Origin of the sequence: Arthrobacter sp. MYb229, assembly GCF_002975405.1 — a bacterium.
Classification (GTDB): Bacteria; Actinomycetota; Actinomycetes; order Actinomycetales; family Micrococcaceae; genus Glutamicibacter.
Genome location: NZ_PCPS01000002.1, coordinates 871,917 through 893,703 on the forward strand (window position 1 = coordinate 871,917; position 21,787 = coordinate 893,703).

Annotated in this window: 19 protein-coding genes; 13 read left to right on the forward strand and 6 right to left on the reverse strand. The window is 66.0% G+C overall.

Annotation, left to right across the window (positions count from 1 at the left end):
* Positions 1–170 precede the first annotated feature (170 nt).
* The 5 genes from CQ019_RS10360 to CQ019_RS10380 form a co-directional block, all read right to left on the reverse strand.
* Positions 171–2,282, reverse strand: a complete 2,112-nt coding sequence (locus CQ019_RS10360; RefSeq protein ID WP_105569632.1) for a S8 family serine peptidase — start codon at positions 2,280–2,282, stop codon at positions 171–173.
* Positions 2,283–2,387: 105 nt separating this feature from the next.
* Positions 2,388–4,880 carry a CHAT domain-containing tetratricopeptide repeat protein gene (locus CQ019_RS10365; RefSeq protein WP_105569633.1) on the reverse strand — a complete coding sequence of 831 codons (2,493 nt, stop codon included), beginning with the start codon at positions 4,878–4,880 and terminating at the stop codon, positions 2,388–2,390.
* 2 nt (positions 4,881–4,882) lie between these two features.
* On the reverse strand, positions 4,883–5,365 hold the full coding sequence (locus tag CQ019_RS10370) for a hypothetical protein (protein WP_105569634.1): 483 nt from the start codon (positions 5,363–5,365) through the stop codon (positions 4,883–4,885).
* Positions 5,362–5,949 carry an RNA polymerase sigma factor gene (locus CQ019_RS10375; protein WP_105569635.1) on the reverse strand — a complete coding sequence of 196 codons (588 nt, stop codon included), beginning with the start codon at positions 5,947–5,949 and terminating at the stop codon, positions 5,362–5,364. Before CQ019_RS10375 ends, CQ019_RS10370 begins: the two co-directional genes overlap by 4 nt.
* Positions 5,946–7,415, reverse strand: coding sequence for a S8 family serine peptidase (locus tag CQ019_RS10380; protein ID WP_105569636.1), 1,470 nt, complete (start codon positions 7,413–7,415; stop codon positions 5,946–5,948). Before CQ019_RS10380 ends, CQ019_RS10375 begins: the two co-directional genes overlap by 4 nt.
* Positions 7,416–7,635: 220 nt before the next feature.
* Between CQ019_RS10380 and CQ019_RS10385 the strand changes: the two genes are divergently transcribed.
* The 6 genes from CQ019_RS10385 (at position 7,636) to CQ019_RS10410 (ending at position 14,426) form a co-directional block, all read left to right on the forward strand.
* Positions 7,636–8,289 (forward strand): peptidyl-tRNA hydrolase, encoded by a 654-nt coding sequence (locus tag CQ019_RS10385; RefSeq protein ID WP_105552919.1) that lies wholly within the window; start codon positions 7,636–7,638, stop codon positions 8,287–8,289.
* A gap of 152 nt (positions 8,290–8,441) precedes the next feature.
* A complete protein-coding gene (locus tag CQ019_RS10390; RefSeq protein WP_105569637.1) occupies positions 8,442–10,604 on the forward strand; it encodes an SH3 domain-containing protein in 2,163 nt (720 codons plus the stop codon).
* 156 nt (positions 10,605–10,760) lie between these two features.
* On the forward strand, positions 10,761–11,741 hold the full coding sequence (gene hutG / locus CQ019_RS10395) for a formimidoylglutamase (RefSeq protein WP_105569638.1): 981 nt from the start codon (positions 10,761–10,763) through the stop codon (positions 11,739–11,741).
* 104 nt (positions 11,742–11,845) lie between these two features.
* Positions 11,846–12,814: a metal ABC transporter substrate-binding protein gene (locus tag CQ019_RS10400; RefSeq protein WP_105552993.1), complete on the forward strand. Its 969-nt coding sequence runs from the start codon at positions 11,846–11,848 to the stop codon at positions 12,812–12,814.
* On the forward strand, positions 12,811–13,551 hold the full coding sequence (locus tag CQ019_RS10405) for a metal ABC transporter ATP-binding protein (RefSeq protein WP_105552922.1): 741 nt from the start codon (positions 12,811–12,813) through the stop codon (positions 13,549–13,551). The genes CQ019_RS10400 and CQ019_RS10405 overlap by 4 nt, the downstream gene beginning before the upstream one ends.
* Positions 13,548–14,426: a metal ABC transporter permease gene (locus CQ019_RS10410; protein ID WP_105552923.1), complete on the forward strand. Its 879-nt coding sequence runs from the start codon at positions 13,548–13,550 to the stop codon at positions 14,424–14,426. Before CQ019_RS10405 ends, CQ019_RS10410 begins: the two co-directional genes overlap by 4 nt.
* A 19-nt stretch (positions 14,427–14,445) precedes the next feature.
* On the opposite strand, the gene CQ019_RS10415 is transcribed toward CQ019_RS10410, so the two are convergent.
* On the reverse strand, positions 14,446–15,123 hold the full coding sequence (locus CQ019_RS10415; RefSeq protein WP_105552994.1) for a metal-dependent transcriptional regulator: 678 nt from the start codon (positions 15,121–15,123) through the stop codon (positions 14,446–14,448).
* 225 nt (positions 15,124–15,348) lie between these two features.
* Here CQ019_RS10415 and CQ019_RS10420 point away from each other — a divergent pair, with 225 nt between their 5' ends.
* From CQ019_RS10420 to CQ019_RS10450, 7 genes are all read left to right on the forward strand, one after another.
* Positions 15,349–16,425, forward strand: coding sequence for a LacI family DNA-binding transcriptional regulator (locus CQ019_RS10420; protein WP_105552924.1), 1,077 nt, complete (start codon positions 15,349–15,351; stop codon positions 16,423–16,425).
* Positions 16,422–17,936, forward strand: a complete 1,515-nt coding sequence (locus CQ019_RS10425) for a sugar ABC transporter ATP-binding protein (protein ID WP_105552925.1) — start codon at positions 16,422–16,424, stop codon at positions 17,934–17,936. The genes CQ019_RS10420 and CQ019_RS10425 overlap by 4 nt, the downstream gene beginning before the upstream one ends.
* A complete protein-coding gene (locus CQ019_RS10430) occupies positions 17,936–18,904 on the forward strand; it encodes an ABC transporter permease (RefSeq protein ID WP_105552926.1) in 969 nt (322 codons plus the stop codon). Before CQ019_RS10425 ends, CQ019_RS10430 begins: the two co-directional genes overlap by 1 nt.
* A gap of 47 nt (positions 18,905–18,951) precedes the next feature.
* Positions 18,952–19,890, forward strand: a complete 939-nt coding sequence (locus CQ019_RS10435) for a substrate-binding domain-containing protein (protein WP_105552927.1) — start codon at positions 18,952–18,954, stop codon at positions 19,888–19,890.
* A gap of 64 nt (positions 19,891–19,954) precedes the next feature.
* Positions 19,955–20,878: a ribokinase gene (locus tag CQ019_RS10440; protein ID WP_105569639.1), complete on the forward strand. Its 924-nt coding sequence runs from the start codon at positions 19,955–19,957 to the stop codon at positions 20,876–20,878.
* A 32-nt stretch (positions 20,879–20,910) separates the two neighbouring features.
* Complete coding sequence (gene rbsD, locus CQ019_RS10445; protein ID WP_096283090.1) at positions 20,911–21,294, forward strand: D-ribose pyranase; 384 nt, start codon at positions 20,911–20,913, stop codon at positions 21,292–21,294.
* Between the two features lie 290 nt (positions 21,295–21,584).
* Positions 21,585–21,776, forward strand: a complete 192-nt coding sequence (locus CQ019_RS10450) for a hypothetical protein (RefSeq protein WP_105552929.1) — start codon at positions 21,585–21,587, stop codon at positions 21,774–21,776.
* Positions 21,777–21,787 lie beyond the last annotated feature (11 nt).

Genomic DNA, 21,787 nt, shown 5'->3' on the forward strand with positions numbered 1-21,787 from the left:
GGATCCTGGGAAGTCAAACATGAAGTGGGCCGATCTGCATGCAATTCATTGCCTGAAATCGGCGGAATCCACCATTACCGGATTCGGCGATCTAACCGCGGCGGGGATCCGACATGCATCCCCCAAGATTGCATGTCGGATCCCCGATTTCCGCCCCCAGCGGCGCCGGCTCAGCGCACCACGATGGTGATCGCCTTGCTGGTCCGATCGACGGTGATCTGGTCCCCGCCGGCTCCATTGAGCGCAGGCAGCGCCGCGGGCTCGGCGTTCGGCACCGGCTCGACCGGGCTATCCGCGCCAGCGTCCGCACCTTCTACCGGTGGCACGGTCTCGCTCACGCCCTGTGCTTCGTCCAGGACGCCGGCACCGGCGTCGGCCGGCTCCTGGGCCCCGAGCGGATGCAGCGGTGCACCCGGCCGCCAGAAGGTGTAGCCCCAGTTCGCCGACCACTTATAGGACCACCGCGAGCGGTTCCCGTTGGCCCGCAGCAGCACGTTCGTGAAGCGCACGTCGTGCCCGCTGCGCGCCAGCATCACCGGGCCGGGATTGCCCGCGAAGCTGAACTGGTCCAGTACGGATCCGTTCGGAGCGTGCGAGCGGAAGGTCAGTCCGTTCAGCCGCACCGTGTTGATGCCCGGGTTGTAGAGCCGGATGTTGGCGCGGATATAGGTGTCGCGGCCGGAGCCGAGGAAGACCGGGGTGACCTGGATCGAGTACCAGATCCGGGAAGCGGCCTCGAGCGCCTTGCGGGCGTCGATCCGGCCGAACCCGAAATGCTGGTCCCGGCCCCCGGAACCCAGGTCCCGCGCCGTCAGCTTGATGATGTCCTCGACCTCCCAGGAGCGCAGCGCCGGATCGACGGCAAGGATCAGCGCCATCAGTCCCGCGACATGCGGTGTCGCCGAGGAGGTGCCGTTGAACGTGTTCACATAGTTGCCGCCGGAGTAGCCGCCGGATCCCATGATGTCGGTGGTCGGGATCTTGACCCCGGGCGCCACCACGTCGACCTGCGGGCCGTAGTTCGAGCCCCACCAGGTCTCGCCGTCGAGGCTGGTCTTGCTCTTGCGCTGGTCCCACTGGTTGCTGGCCCCGACCGCGAGGAAGCCGCGGATCGAGGGGGAGAGGCGGGCCGGGTAGCCGACCCCGAGAATGTCGCCGTTGCCGGTGGCCGCCGCGATCGGGGTGCCCCGGCCGCCGCGCCCGGTGGCCTGGGCGTAGCGGAACGCGTTGGTCACCACGGTGCTGGTGGGGCTGCCCCACGAGTTGGACAGCACATCGGCCCCGAGGTCGACCGCCTTGCGGACGCCGGCGGCGATGATGGCGTCGGTGGTGGACCAGAAGCCGTTGCCGATGCCGTAGGCGATGCGGATGTGCCGCACCCGGCTGTTCGGCGCGACACCGGCAATGCCGCGCCCGTTGTGGGCGGTGGCCGCGACGATCCCGGCGCAGGCCACCCCGTGGCCATCGGCCGACCTGGGGGCCGGGTTCGGGTCGTTGAAGCGCGCGTCGTAGCCCGGGGCCAGGACGTAGTCCTCGTGCGCGTTGCCGCCCTCGTCGATGACCGCCACCGAGATGGCGGAGCTGCCGCGGGTGATGTCCCAGGCCTCGGGGCAGCGGATCTTCCTGATGCCCCACTGCGCCGGCAGCAGCGGGTCGTTGGGCGTGAACGCCGGGCCGGTGCCGTTCGGCTCGGCCGTTTCCACGAGCTCCTCCAGGGTGCTGGTCAGCCGCGGGGCGATCCGCACGAAGTTCGGCACGGCGTACTCCACGCCCTCCTGCTCGTGCAGCTCGTTGGCGATGGCCAGCGCGGAGTCCGGCGCGCGGGTGGTGCGCAGCAGGTAAGCGCCGGGCTCCGGGTAGTCCTCCCGGACGGTCTGAAGATGGTGCTTTTTGATGAGCTTCGCCGCGGCGTCGGCGCCGGGCTCGAACTTGGCGATGAGCTCGCCCTGGTCGATCAGCGCGCTCGGCGCGTCTTCGCCGTCCCCGGCCTGCGCGGCCACCGGCTCGTAGATGTCCACTGCCCCGGCCTCCGCGGCGGCTTGCGCCCCGGCTGGCCGCGCGAGCGGCGCGTCCTCGACGCGCATGACCACGAGGTTCTGGTCGGTGACCCGCAGCAACTGGACCGGGTGCTGCGGGTCGTGGGATGCCGCCGCGGCGCGGGCGTTCATGGCCTCGGCCTGATCCGCGTCTGCATGGATGGCGACGAAGTTCGGTGATGCGGCCAGCGGAACCCGCTCGCCGTCGGCGTAGTAGTAGGCCTGCGCCTCATTGTTCTCTGACATTGGATTGCTCCTGGAGCCGATAACGGATGCGGCGCCCCTTTGCGCCGCACCCCCTAGGAGCGCCGGCGGCGGCCGGTGATACACCGCCGCGCAAAAAGTTTCCGCTCAGCTGCCCGGGCCGGCCCGCCAGTCGGAACCGAACCAGGCGAAGCTGCGCTCCAGCGGCCCGTCGCAGGCCGCGGCGAGCGCCGCGGGCCCCTCCTGCCCGGAGGCGAGCCGGCGGTGCAGGCCTGCCATGGTCCGCTCGGCCAGGGCGTCGGGGATGTCGGTCAGCGGCGCCACGACGGCGCCCACCCCCATGGCGAGCAGGCTCGAGGTCAGGCCCAGCGCCTCGTCCCCGGGGCGCAGCCGCCCCCGCCCGGCGCTGCAGGCGGAGAGCACCACCAGCGAGGCGCGGATCGGCACTTGCTCCAGCTCGTGGGCGAACAGCGAACCGCCGTGCAACCGCAGCGAGGAGAAGAGCGGGCTGTCTTCCCGGTGCTGCCCGTGGGCGGCGATGTGGACGACGTCGTAGGCGGCCAGGGCGGCTTTGAGCGCGGCCGGTTCGGCGGGGACCGGCCGGGCGCCGGCCCAGCAGCCGGCCACCGCCGCGCATTCGGTTTCGGCCAGCGCCAGCCCGGGACCGGCAATCACGGCCACGCTGGGTGGGCCGGCAAGCCTGACGCCGCCGGCAGCCCAAGCCGCAACCGAGCGGCTCAGCGTGAAACCGCGGTGCCGCAGCCGCGGCAGCATGCCCCAGGGCAGCCTGGCCAGCTCCCCGCTGGGGATGATCACCAGCGGGGCGTTGCCGAGGTCCTCGGGCAGCACCAGTTGCTCGAGCCGTTGCAGCGCGGCGTTCAGCGAGGAGCGCACCGCGCGGGACAGTGGGCCCGCCGGCGCGTTGCCGGCCGCCGCGGTGTCGGCCAGGGCGGCGGCGATCAGGTCGGAAACCTCTGCCCGCCCGGCCAGCGGCAGCAACCGCGCCGGAGCGCCAGGTGCCAGCTGCACCAGATGCAGTGCGTCCGCGGACCAGAAGTAGCTGAGCACGCCCACCGCTGACAGCTCGGCACGGCCCACCGGCCCGGGCAGGCCTTCCGGTTCATGGGTGCGGTGGGTCCAGTGGTGCTCGCGCAGCTGCCTTTCGATTCTGCCGGCCGCGACGCGCAGGGCACCTGCCGGACCCGGTGCGGCGGTGCGCAGCTCTTCGCGCAGCCGGCGCAGCGTGGCGAACAGGGCGGCGGCCGCGTCGTCTGCGGGCGGCAGGACGGAGGGCACCTCGGCGAGCGCCGCCCGCCAGCGTTCGGTGGCCCGCAAGGCGGCCCAGCCGTCGCCGCTGGCAGCCACCCGCTCTAGATCGGAGCGCATGATGGGGGCCAGATGGACCGCGACGGCGGTACGCAGATCCAGGCTTGCCATGCCGGCCCGGGCGGCGGCGGTATCCCGCGCCGCGGCACGCAGCAGGCGGCCGCGCCGCGCCGGGTCCGTGGTGGTGCAGAGCCCTGCGAGGATGGCCAGCAGGCGCGTGGAAAGGTAGGGGGAAGCACGCATGCGGCGCAGGCCGCGCAGGGCCTGCGGATCGCCGAGCTCCGGCTCGGGTCCCTCCGCGGCGGCGATCAGCTGCAGGGCGGCGGCCCGATCCGCGAGCCAGGGCCGTCCGGTGGCTCGGGCGTCGGCGGCCAGGGCCGCGCCCTGCGCCGCAAGCTGCGCTTTCCCGGGCCCGGAGCCCAGGACCAGCGCTTCGAGCCGTGCGGCCCGGGCCTCCTGGGTGCGGGCCGTTTCGCCGCGCCCCGCGGCCTGCGCCAGGACCTCCTCGGCGAGGCGGACCGCCTGGCCGGGGTCTCCGGCGAGCGCGGCGCAGCGGGCCTGGTCCAGCCGGGCTTCGGCCCATTCTTCGGCCAGCCCGGCCAGCTGCAGCTCGACCACGGCCTGCTCGAAGAGCTCGGTGGCCTCCTCGATGAGCCCGGCCTCCAGCAGCACGCGCGCGCGGTCGTGGCGCGCGACGGAACGGTCCACCTCGACCTCGAGCCCGTCGGCTTGTGCCATGAGCTGCAGGGCCGCTGGCAGATCCCCGCGCAGATACTCGACGAATCCCAGGTTGTGCAGCGCCATGAACCGGTAGGCCGGCAGGTCCTTGCCCAGCTCCGCCGCCGCGCGCAGGTCCGCGGCGGCCTCGGCCAGGGCGCCGGTCTGCGAACCGATGGTGCCCTTGTTCAGCAGCAGCCGCACGCGGTCATCGAGCGGGAGCCGTGTTGCGTACTTCACCGCGGGCCGCAGCTGTTCCAGCGCCTCCTCGAAGTTTCCGGCTCTGGCGTGGAGCACCCCGGCCTGGATGCGGGCGAGCGCCACGAGATTGTCGTCTGCGGCGGTGGCGGCTTCCTGCAATACCGCCTCGATCTGCGCCAGCGCCGCGGGAAGCCCGCGCGCATCGCAGATCAGCCAGGATTCGGTGAGCCGGATCCGCTGATCGAGGTCCATGCGCTCGGGCCGGGGCAGCGCGGCCAGGTGCCGGCGGGCGGTGCCCAGCAGCGCGCCTGCCTCGGGCAGCCGGTACGCAGCGATGGCCGCCCGGGCGCCCCGGTAGGCTTCGGTTGCCGGCGACAGGTGGTCCTCAAGCGGCATAACTAGAACTCGATGACTGGTGTCAGCACCGGCTTCGCCTCCGGGTCCGCGGGCCGCAGCAGGAACCGGATCGGCCCGTGCGGGATCGAGCGCCAGAGCAGCCGGCCGTTCACATCCGAGGTTGCCCAGTGCGCGGTGTTGCCCGCGTAGAGCGCCACGTCGAGCCCGCCGCCGGTCACCCAGCCATCCACGCGCAGCGACCCGTCCGGCTCCGGCGCGGTGGACACCATCAGCTGCAAGGCCGAGCTGGTGAAGGTGACCGAGTCGGTGGCACTGGTTTCGGCGGCGCGCAGCGCCGGAGCCTGGCCTTCCAGCAATGTGGCAAGCTCCGCATTGAGGGTGGCCAGGGAGAGCGCAAAGAGCACCGTGTCGTCCAGCGTGGGCGGCGGCGGGTCCAAGGTGTCATAGATCGCCGCGAGCTGCTCCAGGATCGCGGTATCCAGCCCGTCCAGGGGCCGCTGGTGCGGCTCGAATTGCTCGTTCATTGGGTGCTCCAAGCCGGGTCGGCGGTCAGGTAGGTGCGCAGGGTGTCCAGGCAGCGCCCGCGGGTGGGGCCGATGGACCCGACCGGGATGCCCAGCGCCGCGGAGAGGGCGGCGTAGTCCGGCGCTCCGCCGCGGCTGATGACGCGCAGGATGGCCTGGCAGCGCGGCGTCAGCCGGGAAAAGTGCGCCCAGAGCGTGCGCCGGGCCTCATCGCGCAGCAGCGCCTCGACCGGACCTGGCATGGGACCGGGGCCGAGGTCTGCTGCACCGGGTTCCGGGTTCTCCCAGGGTTGGGTGCGCCCGCGTTCGCGGGCCACGCGCCAGGCCTCGCGCCGCACCGTGGTGCCCAGCCAGGCGAGCACGGTTTGCGGGTCCCGGATGGTCTCCGCCCGATCCACCAGCCGCAGCCAGGCGGTCTGGACCACATCCTCGGCGTCGGCGCGCTCGAGCCGGCAGCTGCGCGCCAGATGCCACAGCGTGGGATTCAGCAGCCGCACCAGCTCTTCGAGCAGTTCGCGCCGGCCGCCGCGGAACTCTTCGAAGAGGGTTGCGGCCCGATCGACGAGGTCAGTATCCCCGGTCATGGCCGTTTCCAGCCCAGCGTGGTTCCCAGTGCCGTCCATCCGCGTTCCAGGCGTTCGGCCAGCCCGGTGGCGGCGGTCTCGGCCAGGGCGCGGGCGAGCTCGGCGGCGAGCACCGGGGCGGAGAAGGAGGTGCCGCTCCACACCCCGAAGCCGCCGGTGAAGTCATCTGGGTCCAGCGTGGCGCGCGGCAGCCCGGAATTCTGCAGGGCGGCGATCATCTGCCGGTCCCCGCCAAGGTGCGTGGGCATCGTGGAGACCAGCGCCGCGCCGGGGCGGTGGCAGCTGACCCATGGCCCGGCGTTGCTGAAGTAGGCGACGCTGCCGTCCGGGTTCAGCGCGCCGACCGAGCACAACGGAAGCAGCCCGGCGGCGGCAGGTCCGGCGGCGAAGCCTGCCGGGTACATCGGGGCGGTCGTGGAGTTATTGCCGGCCGAGGCGACGACCAGCACGCCGAGGCGGCCGAAGTCCTCGAGCAGCGTGCGCAGCGGGGCATCGGCAAGCCGGTCCGCCGGGGCCTCGTGGTAGTAGCCGAGCGAGAGGCTGAGCACGTCGATGAGCTCCGCCTGGTCTCCGGACGCAAGGGCGGAGAGCTGGCCGGTGCGCAGCGACTGGAGCGTGGCGATCAGGCAGGATTCGGAAACCACGCCGTCGTCGGCCATGACCGGGATGCCCAGGATGCGGGCCTCGGGGCAGCGTTGGCGGATGAGCCCGGCGATGAACGTCCCGTGGCCGGCGAAGGGCGGCAGCGTGCCGTCCAGCGGGTTGCGCACCGGTTCGGGGACCGCGCAGCCCGGTACCGTCCCGTGCCGCCCCAGCAGCTGCCCGTCGACGTGGACCTCTGCGGTCGCGGTGGCCGGGTCCTGGAACCAGGGATGCTGCTCCAGGCCGGTGTCCGGCACGACCACCACGGGCGCGCGCTTGGTGCGCGGGCGGCCGTCGAGCGGGTCCGGCAGCACCACCGACACCGGGGTCCGACCGCCCATCCCCGGTGCTCCGTAGCTGGTGGCCGGCGCCCCGGCGACGCCAGCGTAATAAGGCACGCCCGCATAGTAGGGCACCCCGGCGTAGTACGGGGTGGCGACCAGCGCGTGGTCCAGGGCCACCCCGTCAGCGGCCCCCGCCCGGCGCAGCCGCCTCAGCAGCTGCCAGGCGTCGACATCCTCCGGGTCGCCATGCAGCACCAGCCGGCTGACCGGCGGTGCGAGCTTCACCGGGGCCTGTTCCCGGCCGGGCTCGATGCCCAGCGGCGTGGCCTCCACCTTGATCCCCAGCTCACCGGCCACCTTGTTGATGGCTGCGAGGCGGCCGGCGATCGTGCTCGGCTCCGCTAGGAGCAGCAGGGAATTGGCCACATAGGCGGTCGCACCGCCGGAATGCGGCACCACCGTGCGAAAGTTCCAGGCCGCTGCGACCAGCGGGTCAAGGTGGGGGAAGGGATTGCTGGCGACGGTCAAGTGCTCGGTCATGATGGTCCTCTCAAGGTCGAGTTCTTGAGACTTAGGAGGGATGAGGCTCCGCGGTGATACATCAATGCTGGAACAGAATTTTCGGCACCATTCCAATATGCCTGCATCCTACGCCGGATCCGGGTTCCGCGCACCGCTGGAGCGCCTGCTCAAGGCGCAGCCCCGGCCCATGCAATGGGCTAGCGGAGCAGGGCAGGGGCGCCGCACATAGAATGAAGTGGTGAGCGAGCAAACTGAACGAGAACTTTTCGAATTAGTGCAACCCATCATCTTGCGGATCGATAAGGAAGATCCGTCTACCGAGGATGAAGGGATCTCGGCGGTGGCCCGGGCCGCGGTCATTGCCTACCTGCAGAATCCGCAGAACCCGGAATGGCAGACCTGGGCTAGCCAGGCCTTCGCGAAATCGGTGCGCCGCGCGAATCCGAAGATGTTCGCCAAGGTCTTGGAAATGTTCCCCGAACAGATGATCAGCGAGGTGGGCAAGGCCCAAGCCGTCGGGTTGCCACCGCTTCCCGCCACGGACTTGCCCAAGCTGATCGCCAAGCTGCAGGTCTCCGGAACCGAGCTGCCAAAAAGCGACGAGGCGCTGGTCGCCTCGGTGAACATCGTGCTGAACAAGTCCTTGGACATGTCTACGGGTAAAGCCGCCGCGCAAGCAGCCCATGCGCTCTTCGCCTGGCTGACCGAGGCACGGCCAACCATCATCGAAGGTTGGCTCAAAGTCCACGCGCCGGTTGGCATCAAGCAGCTGCCGCGCAACGAGTTTGATCGGCTCTCCGCTCAAGCGTCCGGTCCGGTGATCCAGGACGCCGGGCGAACCGAAATTGAACCCGGCTCGACCACCGCATTTGTTCTCTGCGCTGAGTCGTAGAGCTCAGCTTTAGCTCGGGTATCCGCGAGCCTCATTTGTGTGTCATGATTCTTTTTGGCGGTAACAGTCATGTCACCACAGCGGATGGCTGTTCACTTTCGTGAGCCACTGAGGATCGGCAGAAATGCCTTGTCACGAAGGTAAATAATTTCATGCATGCCAACCGTGTACTGAGTCTTGCGCTCGCAGCGGTATTAACCGTGGGGCTGGGAATGCCGGCTGCCGCTTCAGCGCAGATTCGACCGGAATCCGCGGTGGAAATTTCCGCGGTGAAAGCGAAGATCTCCAAGAAGACCACGGCGAATTTGATTCTGCGGAAAACCGCGTCAAGCACATCCGCCGCGCAGCTGGTGATTCCGAAAAATACCACGCTATCGGTGATCCGGAGCAGCTCCGGATGGGACCAAGTAAGTTTTGCGAAGAGGACCGGATGGGTCTCATCAAAATACCTGACCACGGTTGGGGTTCCCAGCGAGTCCAAGCCCAAGGCAAGCGTTTATCGCTACCTGAAGTCTTTCCAGCCCCTGCGTCAGAAGGCCTCTGCCGCAGCGCCTTCGCTGACCGGTGTGATCCGTAAAACCAAGGTTCAACGACTCGGGTCTTCGGGAGCTTGGACACGCATTAAGGCCGGACGCACGATCGGGTTCGTACCGACCAACCAGCTTTCCACGTCCCTTCCGGCCGCAGTGCATCGGTACACGAAGTCCGCGCAAACGGTCTACAAATCAGCTTCCACGAAGGCATCCACCGTCACCCGTGTCGGGGCCGGTGCAAAGCTCGAATGGTTGCGCACCTCGGGAAGCTGGGCTTATGTCTCCGCGTCCGGTGCCAGGGGATGGATATCCGCAAAGCAGCTATCCAGCACGAAGCCAAGGGTCGATAAGCTCATTGGGAATCGGTGGATGATCACTCATACCGTGGTGCGCCAGGGCAACTGGAACAAGGCCAAATCCTTGGGGATGATCAAGGCCGGCGACAAGGTCGGCCTCTACCTGAGCAAGGGGTCTTGGTCCAAGGTGCAGACAACGCGCGGGACCGGTTGGGTGCCCACCAGCAGCCTCGTGAGCAGTTATTACAAGCCCCATTCCGCCGCATCCCGCTGGACCGTGAAGCAGACGGCACTGCGCTCGGGCAACGCTGGATCGAGCCGGCGGCTAGGCACCGTGGCCAAAAACGAAAAGGTGTCCCTGCATGGCACCTCCAACGGTTGGTCCCGAATCAAATCATCCAAGGGTACCGGCTGGGTGGCCACCCGGGACCTGACCGCGAGCAAGCCCGTCGGCAACGTCCTCAAAGGCCATCGTTGGACGGTGCAATCCGTGGCGGTGCGCGCCAGCGCTTCGGCAAAAGCCAAATCCTCTGGCACCATCCGTGCCGGGCAGAAGGTTGGGTTCTACACCGCCAGCGGCTCGTGGTCCAAGGTGAAAACCTCCCGAGGCACCGGCTGGATAGCATCCAGCGCGCTGGTCAACAGCGCCTACAAACCGCTGAACAGGCTCAAACGCTGGACTACAAGCAACGTGCACTTGCGCGCTGGCTACTCCAGGGCGCACCAGTCCCTGGGGGTGATCACCTTGCACCAGCCGGTCACCGCACACGGAAGCGCCAACGGCTGGACGCGGGTGAGCACCTCCGAAGGCATCGGGTGGATCAGCTCCGGCTACCTCTCGGCTGCCGAGCCCACGAAGCCTGCGCCCGACAAGCAGCAGAGCAACAGCTACCGATGGACAACAGCCAACGTCAACCTACGGGCTGGCGCCGGGGTCCACCACCGGGGCAAAGGCGTCGTTCCTTCGGGCGAGAAGGTCACATATTTGACGTCCAGCACTGGCTGGACGAAGGTGAAAACTTCCAGAGGCAGCGGATGGATCAAAGAAAGCTACCTATCCCGGCGGGCCCCGGCGGCCCTCCAACCGGATGCGCGACGCGTCATGAAGGCAATCGACGGCCGATTCCGCGACACGGTCAGCGGCATCCACACGATTCGCAGCGGCTCGGCCGGGCATAGCGCAGGCAAAGCAGTGGACTTGATGATCCGGGACTACAAGAACAAGCGCCGGATCGCTGAAGGCGATGAGCTGGCCCAGTTCCTGATCGACAACCGCGCTCAACTGGGTATCTATTACCTCATTTGGCAGGACCGGATTTGGCTTCCGACGACAGGCTGGACTGCGTACTCCGGGTCCGGCAAGTACGGAAACCAGTTCTCGAATAACTGGAACGACACCACCCTGCATTTGGACCACATCCACGTCGAGGTCTACGGGGATTCGGGCACCGACGGCAGGCTGGATCTCAGCGCGCTGCGACGCTGAGCGTGAAAGCTGCTCCGCCGGAGGGGCTCGCGGCATTGCCGCCGAGGGCCCCAAAAGTGCCGCGAGGAGCCAACCCAAGGAGGGTAGTCCGAAATCTCGGACTGGCAACGGTGGCAGGCCTAGTGCGCGCCGGCATGCATCTGGTCTGCTGGTGAGATGGACAAATATGTGCACAATCCGGAAATTCAGGTAGACCGACCAGCCGCAGGCTGGAGCGGTCGCATCGATGGGACCGGCAAGCAGCACCTGCGCTGGCATCAGCACGTCGCCACCGGGCCCTCCGGGATGCCCGCACCGCAGGCAGGTGGCCGACCGGTGGCCCTCCTCGGCTTCGCCTCGGATGCAGGAGTGCTGCGAAACCAGGGAAGAATCGGCGCAGCCAAAGGGCCAGCCGCCCTGCGTGCCGCGCTCAGCTCGCTTGCCATCCATGAATCGCGCATGGTGTGCGACGCCGGTGACATCGTGGTGGTCGGCGACGAGCTTGAGGCAGGCCAGCGGCGACTAGCCCAGAGCGTGAGCCAGCTGCTCAAGTCCGGGATGCTTCCCGTAGTCCTCGGGGGCGGGCATGAGACGGCCTACGGATCCTTCGGCGGCCTTTTTGATCGGCTTCAGCACCAGCCGGATGCCCGCATCGGAATTCTCAATCTTGATGCGCACTTCGACCTGCGCAGCGCACCACGGCGAAGCAGCGGGACACCGTTCAAGGACATAGCCAACGATATGCACGCCGCCGGACGAGAATTCAACTATGCGGTTCTTGGCATCAGCCAGCCGAATAACACGCGGCTGCTATTCGAAGAGGCAAAGGCCCTCGGCGTCACGTATCTGCTCGACGAGCAATGCGGGGCAGGATCTTTGGGGCAGGTCGCCGAGTTCGTAGATCTTTTCCTGCAGGGCATCGATCAGCTGTATCTGACGATCGATCTCGACGTCTTGCCCGCCGCGGTTGCGCCCGGGGTGAGCGCGCCAGCAGCCTATGGGGTTCCGCTAGAGGTAATCCATGCGGTCTGCCGGCAAGTTGCACAAAGCGGAAAGCTTGCCCTGGTCGATGTGGTCGAACTTAACCCGCGCTTTGATCTGGACGGACGTACCGCGCGCACCGCAGCGCGGCTGATCAACACGCTGGCAGGGGTCTAGCAACCACATATATTTCACAATAATTGCGTCACCAAATTTGAATGTTTGACCCCTCAAACATTATGCTGTGTGCAAGCGGATTTTTCGTGGCGATCAAATGTGAAATGGTGTGGGCAACGGTGCAAACAGCGCAAAGTAGACGACATGGGTCGCGGCTTCTGCGCGCCCTGACCCTGACCTGCGCTTTAGCGCTGGTGCTCGGCGGATGCGGTGCGTCCAAGGAGCCGGAAGTGAAGCCCGCGCAGGACGGCCGTCCGGTGGTGCTGACGACTTTCACGGTCCTTGCGGACATCGCAGAAAATGTTGCCGGCGAACATCTGCGCGTGGAATCGGTGACAAAGCTGGGGGCCGAAATCCATGGCTACGAACCAACCCCGGACGACCTGCGACGTGCCTCCCACGCGGATCTGATCCTCGACAACGGGCTGAATCTGGAAGCCTGGTTCGAGCAATTTGTCCACGACAATCCGGCACCGCACCTGACGGTCAGCGACGGGGTGGAGGTCATCTCCATCGCCGAAGATGCCGGTATCGGCAAACCCAACCCGCATGCCTGGATGAGTCCGCTGAATGTCAAGATCTATGTGGACCATATGGTCCAAGGCTTCAGCGAACTCGATCCCGAGCACGCGGCGGACTTTGCCGCAAATGGCGAAATCTATAAGAACAAGCTGCAAGCGGTCCAGGACCAGCTAGCGGCAGACCTCGCCCAAGTGCCGGAGCGGCAACGCGTGCTCGTCTCCTGTGAAGGGGCCTTCAGCTATTTGGCCCGCGATGCCGGACTGCGCGAAAAATATCTCTGGGCGGTCAACGCCGAATCCATGGCCACCCCGCGCAAGGTCGCGGCAGCCATCGACTACATTCGCGAGCACGAGGTTCCCGCGGTCTTCTGCGAATCGACGGTCTCCGACTCCGCCATGCAGCGCGTGGTCGAATCCACCGACGCCGCGTATGGCGGAACGCTCTTCGTGGATTCCCTCTCCGAGCCCAACGGTCCGGTGCCCAGCTATCTGGACCTCATCACCCATGACGCGCAAACCATCGCCCGTGCCCTCCGAGGAGAACTCAAATGACACTTGCAATCGACGTTGACGCAGCGACGGTTCACTATGGAACGGTCCTCGCCCTCGATAAGGCCTCGGTGCAATTGGAGCGCGGATCCGTCTGCGGATTGGTCGGCATGAACGGTTCCGGAAAATCTACGCTATTCAAAACCATTATGGGGTTGCTCAAGCCCGATACCGGCAAGGTGCTGGTCAACGGGTCCAGCCCGCTGCAGGCGCGGAAATCCGGGGCTATCGGCTACGTCCCGCAGAATGAGGCGGTCGACTGGGACTTCCCGATCTCGGTGCGCGAGGTCGTGATGACCGGACGCTACGGGCATATGGGCTTCACCAGGCGTCCGAAAAAGGCGGACCAGATCGCGGTGGACGCCGCGCTCGAACGCGTGGACCTGGCCGAGCATGCGGGACGGCAAATCGGGCAATTGTCCGGCGGGCAAAAGAAGCGCGCCTTCGTGGCCCGCTGCATTGCCCAGGAATCAAACATCATGCTCCTGGATGAACCATTCGCCGGAGTGGATAAGCGCAGCGAAGCGACAATCACCAAGCTCTTGCGCGAGGTGGCGGACCAGGGCGGAAGCGTGCTGATCTCAACCCATGACCTGCACGCCTTGCCGACCTTGGCGGACCAAGCGATCCTCTTGATGCGCAAGGTCTTGATGCAAGGAGACCCGCAATTGGTCTTGCAACCTGAAAATCTTGCCATGGCCTTTGGCCTGGATCCGATGAACCGAGGCGGCGCAGCATGAATCTGATCGAGTTATTAGCCGAACCGCTGAGCTACACCTTCATGGTGCGAGCGCTCGCCGTCACGGTCATCGCGGCGATCCTGTGCGCGGTGCTCTCCTGCTGGCTGGTGCTGATCGGCTGGTCGCTGATGGGAGATGCGGTCTCCCATGCGGTGTTGCCCGGGGTTGTGCTCGCTTACATTGTCGGCGCGCCCTTCGCTTTGGGGGCCCTGGTCTTCGGCTTCCTAGCCGTGGCGCTGATCGGGGGAGTCCGGGACACCTCCCGGCTGAAGGAAGACGCGGCCATCGGCATCGTCTTCACCACGCTCTTTTCCTTCGGCCTGGTGCTGATCTCGGTCACCCCGAGCCATCTGGATTTGAACCACATCATCTTCGGGAATCTGCTGGGAGTCTCGGCCGCAGATCTCTGGCAGGTCATCATCCTTGGGGCCGTGACCTTCCTGATTCTGGTCTTGAAGCGCAAGGACTTCACCTTGTACGCCTTCGACTCGACCCACGCGCACGCGCTGGGGATGAATCCGCGGTTGATCGGGGCGGTGCTCCTGGGCCTGCTCGCCATGACCTCGGTGGTGGCCCTGCAGGCAGTGGGGGTCATCCTGGTGGTGGCGATGCTGATCATCCCCGGGGCCAGCGCCTATCTGCTGACCAACAGCTTCGGCAAGATGCTGATCATCGCTCCGGGCCTTGCCGCGTTGGCTGGGATCATCGGAGTGTACGTCAGCTACTACGTGGATGCTTCAACCGGTGGCATGGTGGTGCTCTCGCAGGGCGCGATCTTCGTCTTGGTCTACCTGTTCAGCCCGCGGCAGGGACTGGTGGCGCACCGGCTCATGTTGCTGCGCCGCCGCAAAACCTTGGAAGCCGCCGCCAAATAGCGGCGCATTCGGCGACGGATCAGGGCAGGGAAGAAACCCAGACCGATTCGGTGGCCCGGGTGCCGAGCCGGATCACCGAGTCGCTGCCGTTCGCCGAGACCTCCAAGGTATCGGAAAACGGGGCGCCGGTGGCGATGGTTAGCCGCGCGCCGACCGTGATGCCGTTCTCGGAGAAATACTGCAAAAGTTCGGAATCCGAGTCGGAGATCCGCTCCACCGTCACCTTTTGCCCCGGCTGCGCTTCGGCGAGCAGGATTGCGACCGGAGTGGAGACCGCGCCCTCCGCGGTGGGAATCGGATCCCCATGCGGATCACGGGTCGGGTGCCCGAGCAGCTCGTCGATGCGCTGAATCATGAATTCCGAAACCGCATGTTCAAGTTGCTCGGCCTCATCGTGGACCTGGTCCCAGCGGTAGCCGAGCATCTGCACCAGGAAAGTCTCGATCAACCGGTGCCGGCGCACCATGGTGACGGCGTATTCACGGCCGCGCGCGGTCAGCGAGACCGCGCCATAGGGCGCGTGGTCCAATAAGCCTTGCTGACGCAGCTTGGCCATGGCACCGGATACCGTGGACAGCTTCACCCCGGCCTTCTCGGCGATGACGGTTGGGGTCACCGGCTCATCAGACCATTCATTCAGACTGAAAATGATCTTGAGATAATTCTGCGCACTATCCGAAAGCTGAGTTACCGACACGCTTTCATCATAGTCAACTGCGCGCACCGGGCGCAGGGGAGCCGCCGATCCGGCGGAATAAATCTGAGTTTTTCGGTGACCAATTCGTGCTTCCTTCGAAACTTGCTGGTCGCGGGCGGGTCCCCGGCGTGCGCCGGGTTTGCTCATGTGGATGACGCAGGGCCGGCCTTGACTAGAAATCTTTCGTAGGGAAGACTGTGTAATCGATTCCATGGAATCGATTACATGAGTAAGCAAGGGAGCTTATCGGCCATGAATGCGGTCACCATCAAGGACGTCGCCAGCGCAGCAGGTGTATCTGTTGCCACCGCCTCGCGCGTCCTCTCCGGTCACCCGGCCACCTCTCCGGCCTCCCGCTCCAAGGTCGAGGCAGCAGCCAGCGAGCTGGGCTTCATGCCCAACGCGCAAGCCCGCTCCCTGCGCTCCACTAAAACGGACTCCATCGCCTTGCTCATCTCCGATGTGCGCAACCCCTACTTCTCCGACTTGGCGCACTCTGTGGAACAGCATGCGCGGGCCGCGGGCCTGATGACCTTCATGGGCAACGCCAACGAAGACTCCACCCAGCAAGACGACTTCCTGGCAACCATGCTTTCGCGCCGCGTGGACGGGCTGATCATCGTCCCGCAAGGCCTGGACGAAGAAGCCGATGCGCCCAGCTTGATGATGCACCGTGTCCTTTCCAGCGGCATCCCCACGGTCTTCGTGGACCGCGCGCTGCGCGGAAGCAGCGTCCCGGCAATCACCACGGACAGCACCGAGGCGGTCCACCAAGCGGTAGCCACGCTCAAGGATCTGGGCCACACCAAGATCGCGTTCATCGGCGGGCCGAAGCACGCTTCCACCGCGCTGGAACGCTACAGCTCCTTCAAGTCGGCGCTTGCCGCGAACGGCCTGCAGCACGACGAAGCGCTGCACTTCGTCGGCGACTTCAAGCCCGCCTCCGGTGCCGAGGCGGCGCGCTGGCTGCTGAACCACGGCGCCAAGCCAAGCGCCGTGATCATCGCCGACGCGCCGATGGCCATCGGCGCGCTCACCGTCTGGCGCGAAGCGGGCCTCCGCGTGGGCGCCGAGCTGTCGGTGATCACCTTCGATGAGGTCGACGCGATGCTGCTGCATGACCCGCCGATCGCCACGATCAGCCACGATCTGGGGCTTATGGGAAAGCTCGCGGTCGCCTCCCTGACCGCGGTCATGCAGGGCGAGAACCCGGCACCCCACGAGCTGCAAAGCAAATTTACCGCGCGCGCCTCGGTGGCCGCTCAAGCAACACCAGTGATGGAAGGAAAGCCACGCCCATGAGTAATGACGCTCTACTGGTCCTGGACCGGGTCTGCAAATCGTTCGGCCCCGTCCAAGTGATCGACGAGGTCACCGTGGAGGTCCACGCCGGCAAGGTCTCGGTCCTGCTCGGCGAAAACGGCGCGGGCAAGTCCACCCTGATCAAGATGATCGCCGGAGTGCACACCGCGGACTCCGGGCGCATCCTGATGGACGGCAAGGAAGTGAAGATCCCGGATACCAAGGCCTCCGAGGCCCTGGGCATCGCCACCATCCACCAGGAACTGAACCTGGTGCCTTCGATGAGCATCGCCGAGAACATCACTCTGGGCCGAGTGCCGCGCCGCTTTGGCATCATCAACCGCCGCGAGATGCGCCGCATCGCCCGCGAGGCTCTGGACCAGCTGGGGTTGAACCTCGATGTGAACACCCCGGTGGGGGACCTCGGCCTGGCCGAGCAGCAGCTGGTGGAGATCGCCAAGGCACTGTCCCTGGACGCCCGCGTGCTGATTCTCGACGAGCCGACCGCGGCGCTGACCAACGCGGAAATCGCAGGCCTCTTCGAGGTAGTGAACCAGCTCAAGGCCAAGGGCGTGGGCATGGTGTTCATCAGCCACCACCTGGATGAGATCGCCGAGATCGGCGACTTCGTCAACGTGCTGCGCGACGGCAAATTCATTGCCACCGTGCCCGCGGACACCGACGAGAGCGAACTGGTGCGCCTGATGGTCGGCCGCGATATCGACGCCCAGTTCCCGCGCCAGGCAACCGTTCCCGGGGACACCGCGCTGCTGAGCGTGGAAAATCTGTCCCTCGGCGCGCTGGAGAACATCTCGCTGTCGGTCCGCCCCGGCGAGGTCGTCGCCCTGGCCGGGTTGATGGGAGCCGGGCGCACCGAACTGATCCGCGCGATCGCCGGCGCGGACAAGTACTCTTCGGGAACCGTGAAGATCGCCGGCAAAAAACTGCCGAGCAACGACGTCGCGGCAGCCACCCGCGCGGGCCTGGGCCATGTGCCCGAGGACCGCAAAACCCAGGGGCTGGTGCTGGACGCCTCGGTAGCCGAGAACATCGGCTACGCCACGATGGCGGCCACCGCCAAGGGCGGGCTGGTGGACCGCAAGGGCCAGCGGGCGCGCGCCGAGTCCGTCGCCGTCCGGCTGCGCATCCGCATGGGAAATATCGACCAGCCGATCCGCTCGCTCTCCGGTGGCAACCAGCAGAAGGCGGTGTTCGGACGCTGGTTCTCCGCCGGCGCGAAGGTGCTGCTGCTCGATGAGCCAACCCGCGGCGTGGACGTCGGGGCAAAGGTGGAGATCTACGAACTGATCAATGAGATCACCGCCTCCGGGGGCTGCGTGCTGATGGCCTCCAGCGAACTGCCCGAAGTGCTGGGCATGTCCGACCGCGTCCTGGTGATGAGCCAGGGGCGCATCGCCGGGGAACTAGCCACCGAACAAGCCACTCAAGACAGCATCATGGCCTTGGCCGTGAGCAATGTGCACCGCGAAGATGAAATGGGAAAGAAGTAATGAGCAGCGTAGCCACCACCCCCAAGAAGGGCTTTGACTTCAAGGCATTCCTTGCCAACAACGGTGCCCTAGTCGGCCTGGTTGTTCTTTGCCTTGCCATGTTCATCGCGACCCCGCGCTTCTTGACCGGGCCGAACTTGATGAACATCGGCATCCAGGTCTCCACCATCGCGGTGATGGCCTTCGGCATGACCTTCGTGATCGTCGCGGCCGGCATCGACCTGTCCGTCGGCTCCATCGCCGCGATCTCGGCGATGACCTCCTCCTACTGGGTGACCACCGCCGGACTGCCCGACGGGCTGTCGATTATCGTCGGCCTGGCCATCGGCGGACTGTGCGGGTGGGTCACCGGGGCGATGAGCGCCTTCGGCAAGCTGCCCACCTTCATCGCTTCGCTGGCGATGCTCACCATCGTGCGCGGGTTGACCTTGGTCATCTCCGACGGACGGCCGATCGCCACCGGCGACGCGGTGTCCTGGCTGGGCGGGGACCTGGGCTTCATGCCGGTGCCGATCCTGATCCTGATCGTCTCGGGCCTGGTCGCGGCGTTCGTGCTGAACCGCACCATCATCGGCAAAAACGCCTTCGCCGTGGGCGGCAACACCGAAGCCGCCCGGCTCTCCGGAATCCCGGTCAAGCGCGTGCTGGTCACCGTCTTCGTCATCTCCGGCATCTTCGCCGCGCTCTCGGGCATGATCCTGGCCGGACGCCTGGATTCGGCGCAGCCGACCCTCGCCAGCGGCTACGAGCTGGATGCGATCGCCGCGGTAGTCATCGGCGGCGCCTCGCTGTCCGGCGGCGTCGGACGCATCTCCGGCACGCTGATCGGCGCGCTGGTCCTGGCGGTCATCCGCAACGGCCTGAACCTGCTCTCGGTCTCCGCTTTCTGGCAGCAGGTCGTCATCGGCCTGGTCATCGCGATCGCCGTGGGCTTCGACGTGCTGCGCCGCAAGAACGTGCGCCACTAAGACTTTTATTGATCAACCACCCAACATTTAGTTCAAAGGAGAACCCGATGAAGCACATCGTACGCAAGACCACCGTCCTGACCCTGGGACTAGCCCTCGTACTCGGCGCCAGCGCCTGTGGCCGCGGCGAAGCGGCCGCCGAGGGCGGCAAGGCGACCCTGGCCGTATCGACCCTGAACAACCCATTCTTCGTAGACCTGCGTGACGGCGCAGAAGCCGAGGCCCAGGCGCAGGGCATCGAGCTGTCGGTGGTCGACGCGCAGAACGACTCGGCCAGCCAGGCGAACCAGCTGGCCACCGCCGCCACCGACGGCAGCGCCGGGGTCATCATCAACGCAGTGGACACCGAAACCGCGGAAGCCGGTCTGGCTCCGGTAGTCGCGGCCGAGCTTCCGATCGTCGCCGTTGACCGCTCGGTGGGAGAGACCAAGGTCGCTTCCTTCGTCGCCTCGGACAATGTCGCCGGCGGCGAGCAGGCGGCCAAGGCACTGGCGGAAGCCCTCGACGGCAAGGGCAAAATCATCATCCTTGAGGGTGTGCCAGGGGCTTCGGCAACCAACGAGCGCGGCGAAGGCTTCACCAAGGGCCTGAAGGAATTCGCAGATATCGAGGTCGTTTCCAGCCAGACCGCCAACTTCGACCGTGCCGAGGCACTGGACGTGGTCACCAACCTGATGCAGTCCAACCCGGACGCCGCCGGCGTGCTGGCCATGAACGACGAAATGGCCCTCGGAGCCATCCAGGCGCTGGGCGACAAGGCCGGCGAGGACGTCAAGGTTGTCGGCTTCGATGGCACCGAGGACGGCTTCAAGGCAGTCGAGGCAGGAACCCTCGTTGCCACCATCGCGCAGAACCCAGCCGAGCTGGGCAAGCAGTCGGTGCAGATCCTGGCCAAGGCCATGAAGGACGAAGCCGTCGAAGAGACCGTTCAGGTCGCGGTAGACACCGTTGACACCGAAAACGTCGCCGAGTACGCCACCAAGTAATTCCAGGCAGCACCCCTTTCGTCGGTCGAGAGCCAATGCGGCTACAACAAGCTAAGGAAAAATCATGAAGGACAACGTACAAGTCACCATCGTTGGATCGAGCAATGTGGACATCACCGCACTGATGAACCGCCTGCCCGGCCCCGGTGAGACCGTGTTGGCCGATTCCTACCAGCTCTCGCCCGGCGGCAAAGGGGCCAACCAGGCGCTGGCCGCTGCGCTGGCCGGCGCCGCCACCGAATTCATCGGCGCCGTTGGCAACGACTCCCACGCCGAAATCGCTCTGGGGCAGCTCGAAGAGGCCGGGGTGAAGCTGGATCGCGTGGCCCGCGCCAGCGAGCCCACCGGTGTGGCGATCATCCAGGTGGATGCGGCCGCGGAGAATTCCATCGCGGTGGTTTCCGGAGCCAACTCGACGGTGACCGCGGACACGGTCAGCGCGGCCGGCGAGTTGCACGGGATCCTGGTGCTGCAGGGCGAGATCCCTGCCTCCGGCATCAAGGCAGCCATGGATTCGGCCACCGACCGGGTTGTGCTCAACCTGGCGCCGGTGATCGAACTGGACCGCGAGTACCTGCTGAAGGCCAACCCGCTGGTGGTCAACGAGCATGAGGCCGAAGCCGTGCTGCAGCAGCTGAACCCGCACCCTGCCCGCCGCTTCGACAGCAAATATGAGCGCCTCGCCGGAATGCTGGTTGATGAGGGCATCGCCAGCGTGGTCATCACGCTCGGTGCCAACGGTTGCCTGGTCGCCGACCGGGTCCCAATAGAAAACGGCGGAGTCCAAGTTCGCGTGCTGCCAGCGGTCAAGGTCAAGGCCGTGGACACAACCGGTGCCGGCGACGCCTTTACCGGTGCGCTGGCCGCCCGCTTGGCCAACGGTGATAGCTTGGCTCAAGCCGCAGAATTTGCGGGCAAGTTCGCAGCCCTGACCGTGCAGGCGCACGGTGCCCAGGCCTCCTACCCGCGTTCGCTAGAGAACCTCTAAGACCATTTCGAGCAAGACCTAAGGAAGCCTTCGTGCTGAAATCCGAAATCCTCAACGCCCCGCTGCTTGGCGCACTGGCCAAGTGCGGGCACACCGACACCGTGGTGATCGCCGATTGCGGCCTGCCGATTCCGGAAGGTCCGGTGGTCATCGATCTGGCGCTGACTCCGGGTCTGCTCAGCTTCGAGCAGGTGCTTCAGGTGCTGAGCCGCAACATGGTGATTGAGCAAAGCACCCTGGCTGCAGAGGCCGAGGGCGGGGTGGTCCAGGAACTGTGCGTGTCGCGGGGGCTCGAGCCGGGGTTCATCTCCCATGAGGAGCTGAAAGCCGCATTGCCCCAGGCCAAGATCGTTGTGCGCACCGGGGAAGCGACCCCCTACGCAAACGTGATTCTGCACTGCGGCGTGGCTTTCTGATCGACCAGCTTCCAGTCGGTGCCAACAGCCTGCCGGCACCGGCTTTGCTGTCTGCCAGACAGAGAAATGCATTGGAACATCAACTGATCGGCAGTCCACTGCAAACCTAATTCGCGTGCACCCGGTAGCTCAGTAAGGGGATATGTGCTTGGTTCTCTTCTGGTGGGTTAGTCGAGACGAGCTGCTGTTGACGGGAGCTTGGATTAGCATCGCGCACAGCGCTTCACTCGCAAGCGCACCGGAATGAGCATGGTGTTAGCGTCATGCCGATCTTTTATGGAGGATAGCCAATGAAGATAGCTTTTTATGCAGCATTTGCTGCTATGGCGATCGGCGCGGCAACTGTGATCCTGACCGTGCCAGCACTATTCCATGAACCTAGCCAGTTGCAAGCAGGCTTGGTAATTTGGGCGGGAATAATATTCTTGGCTGGGCTTACCATCGTGAAGCTGCTGAAGTACGTGGCCACGAACGAAGCTTGATGCTTCTGTTC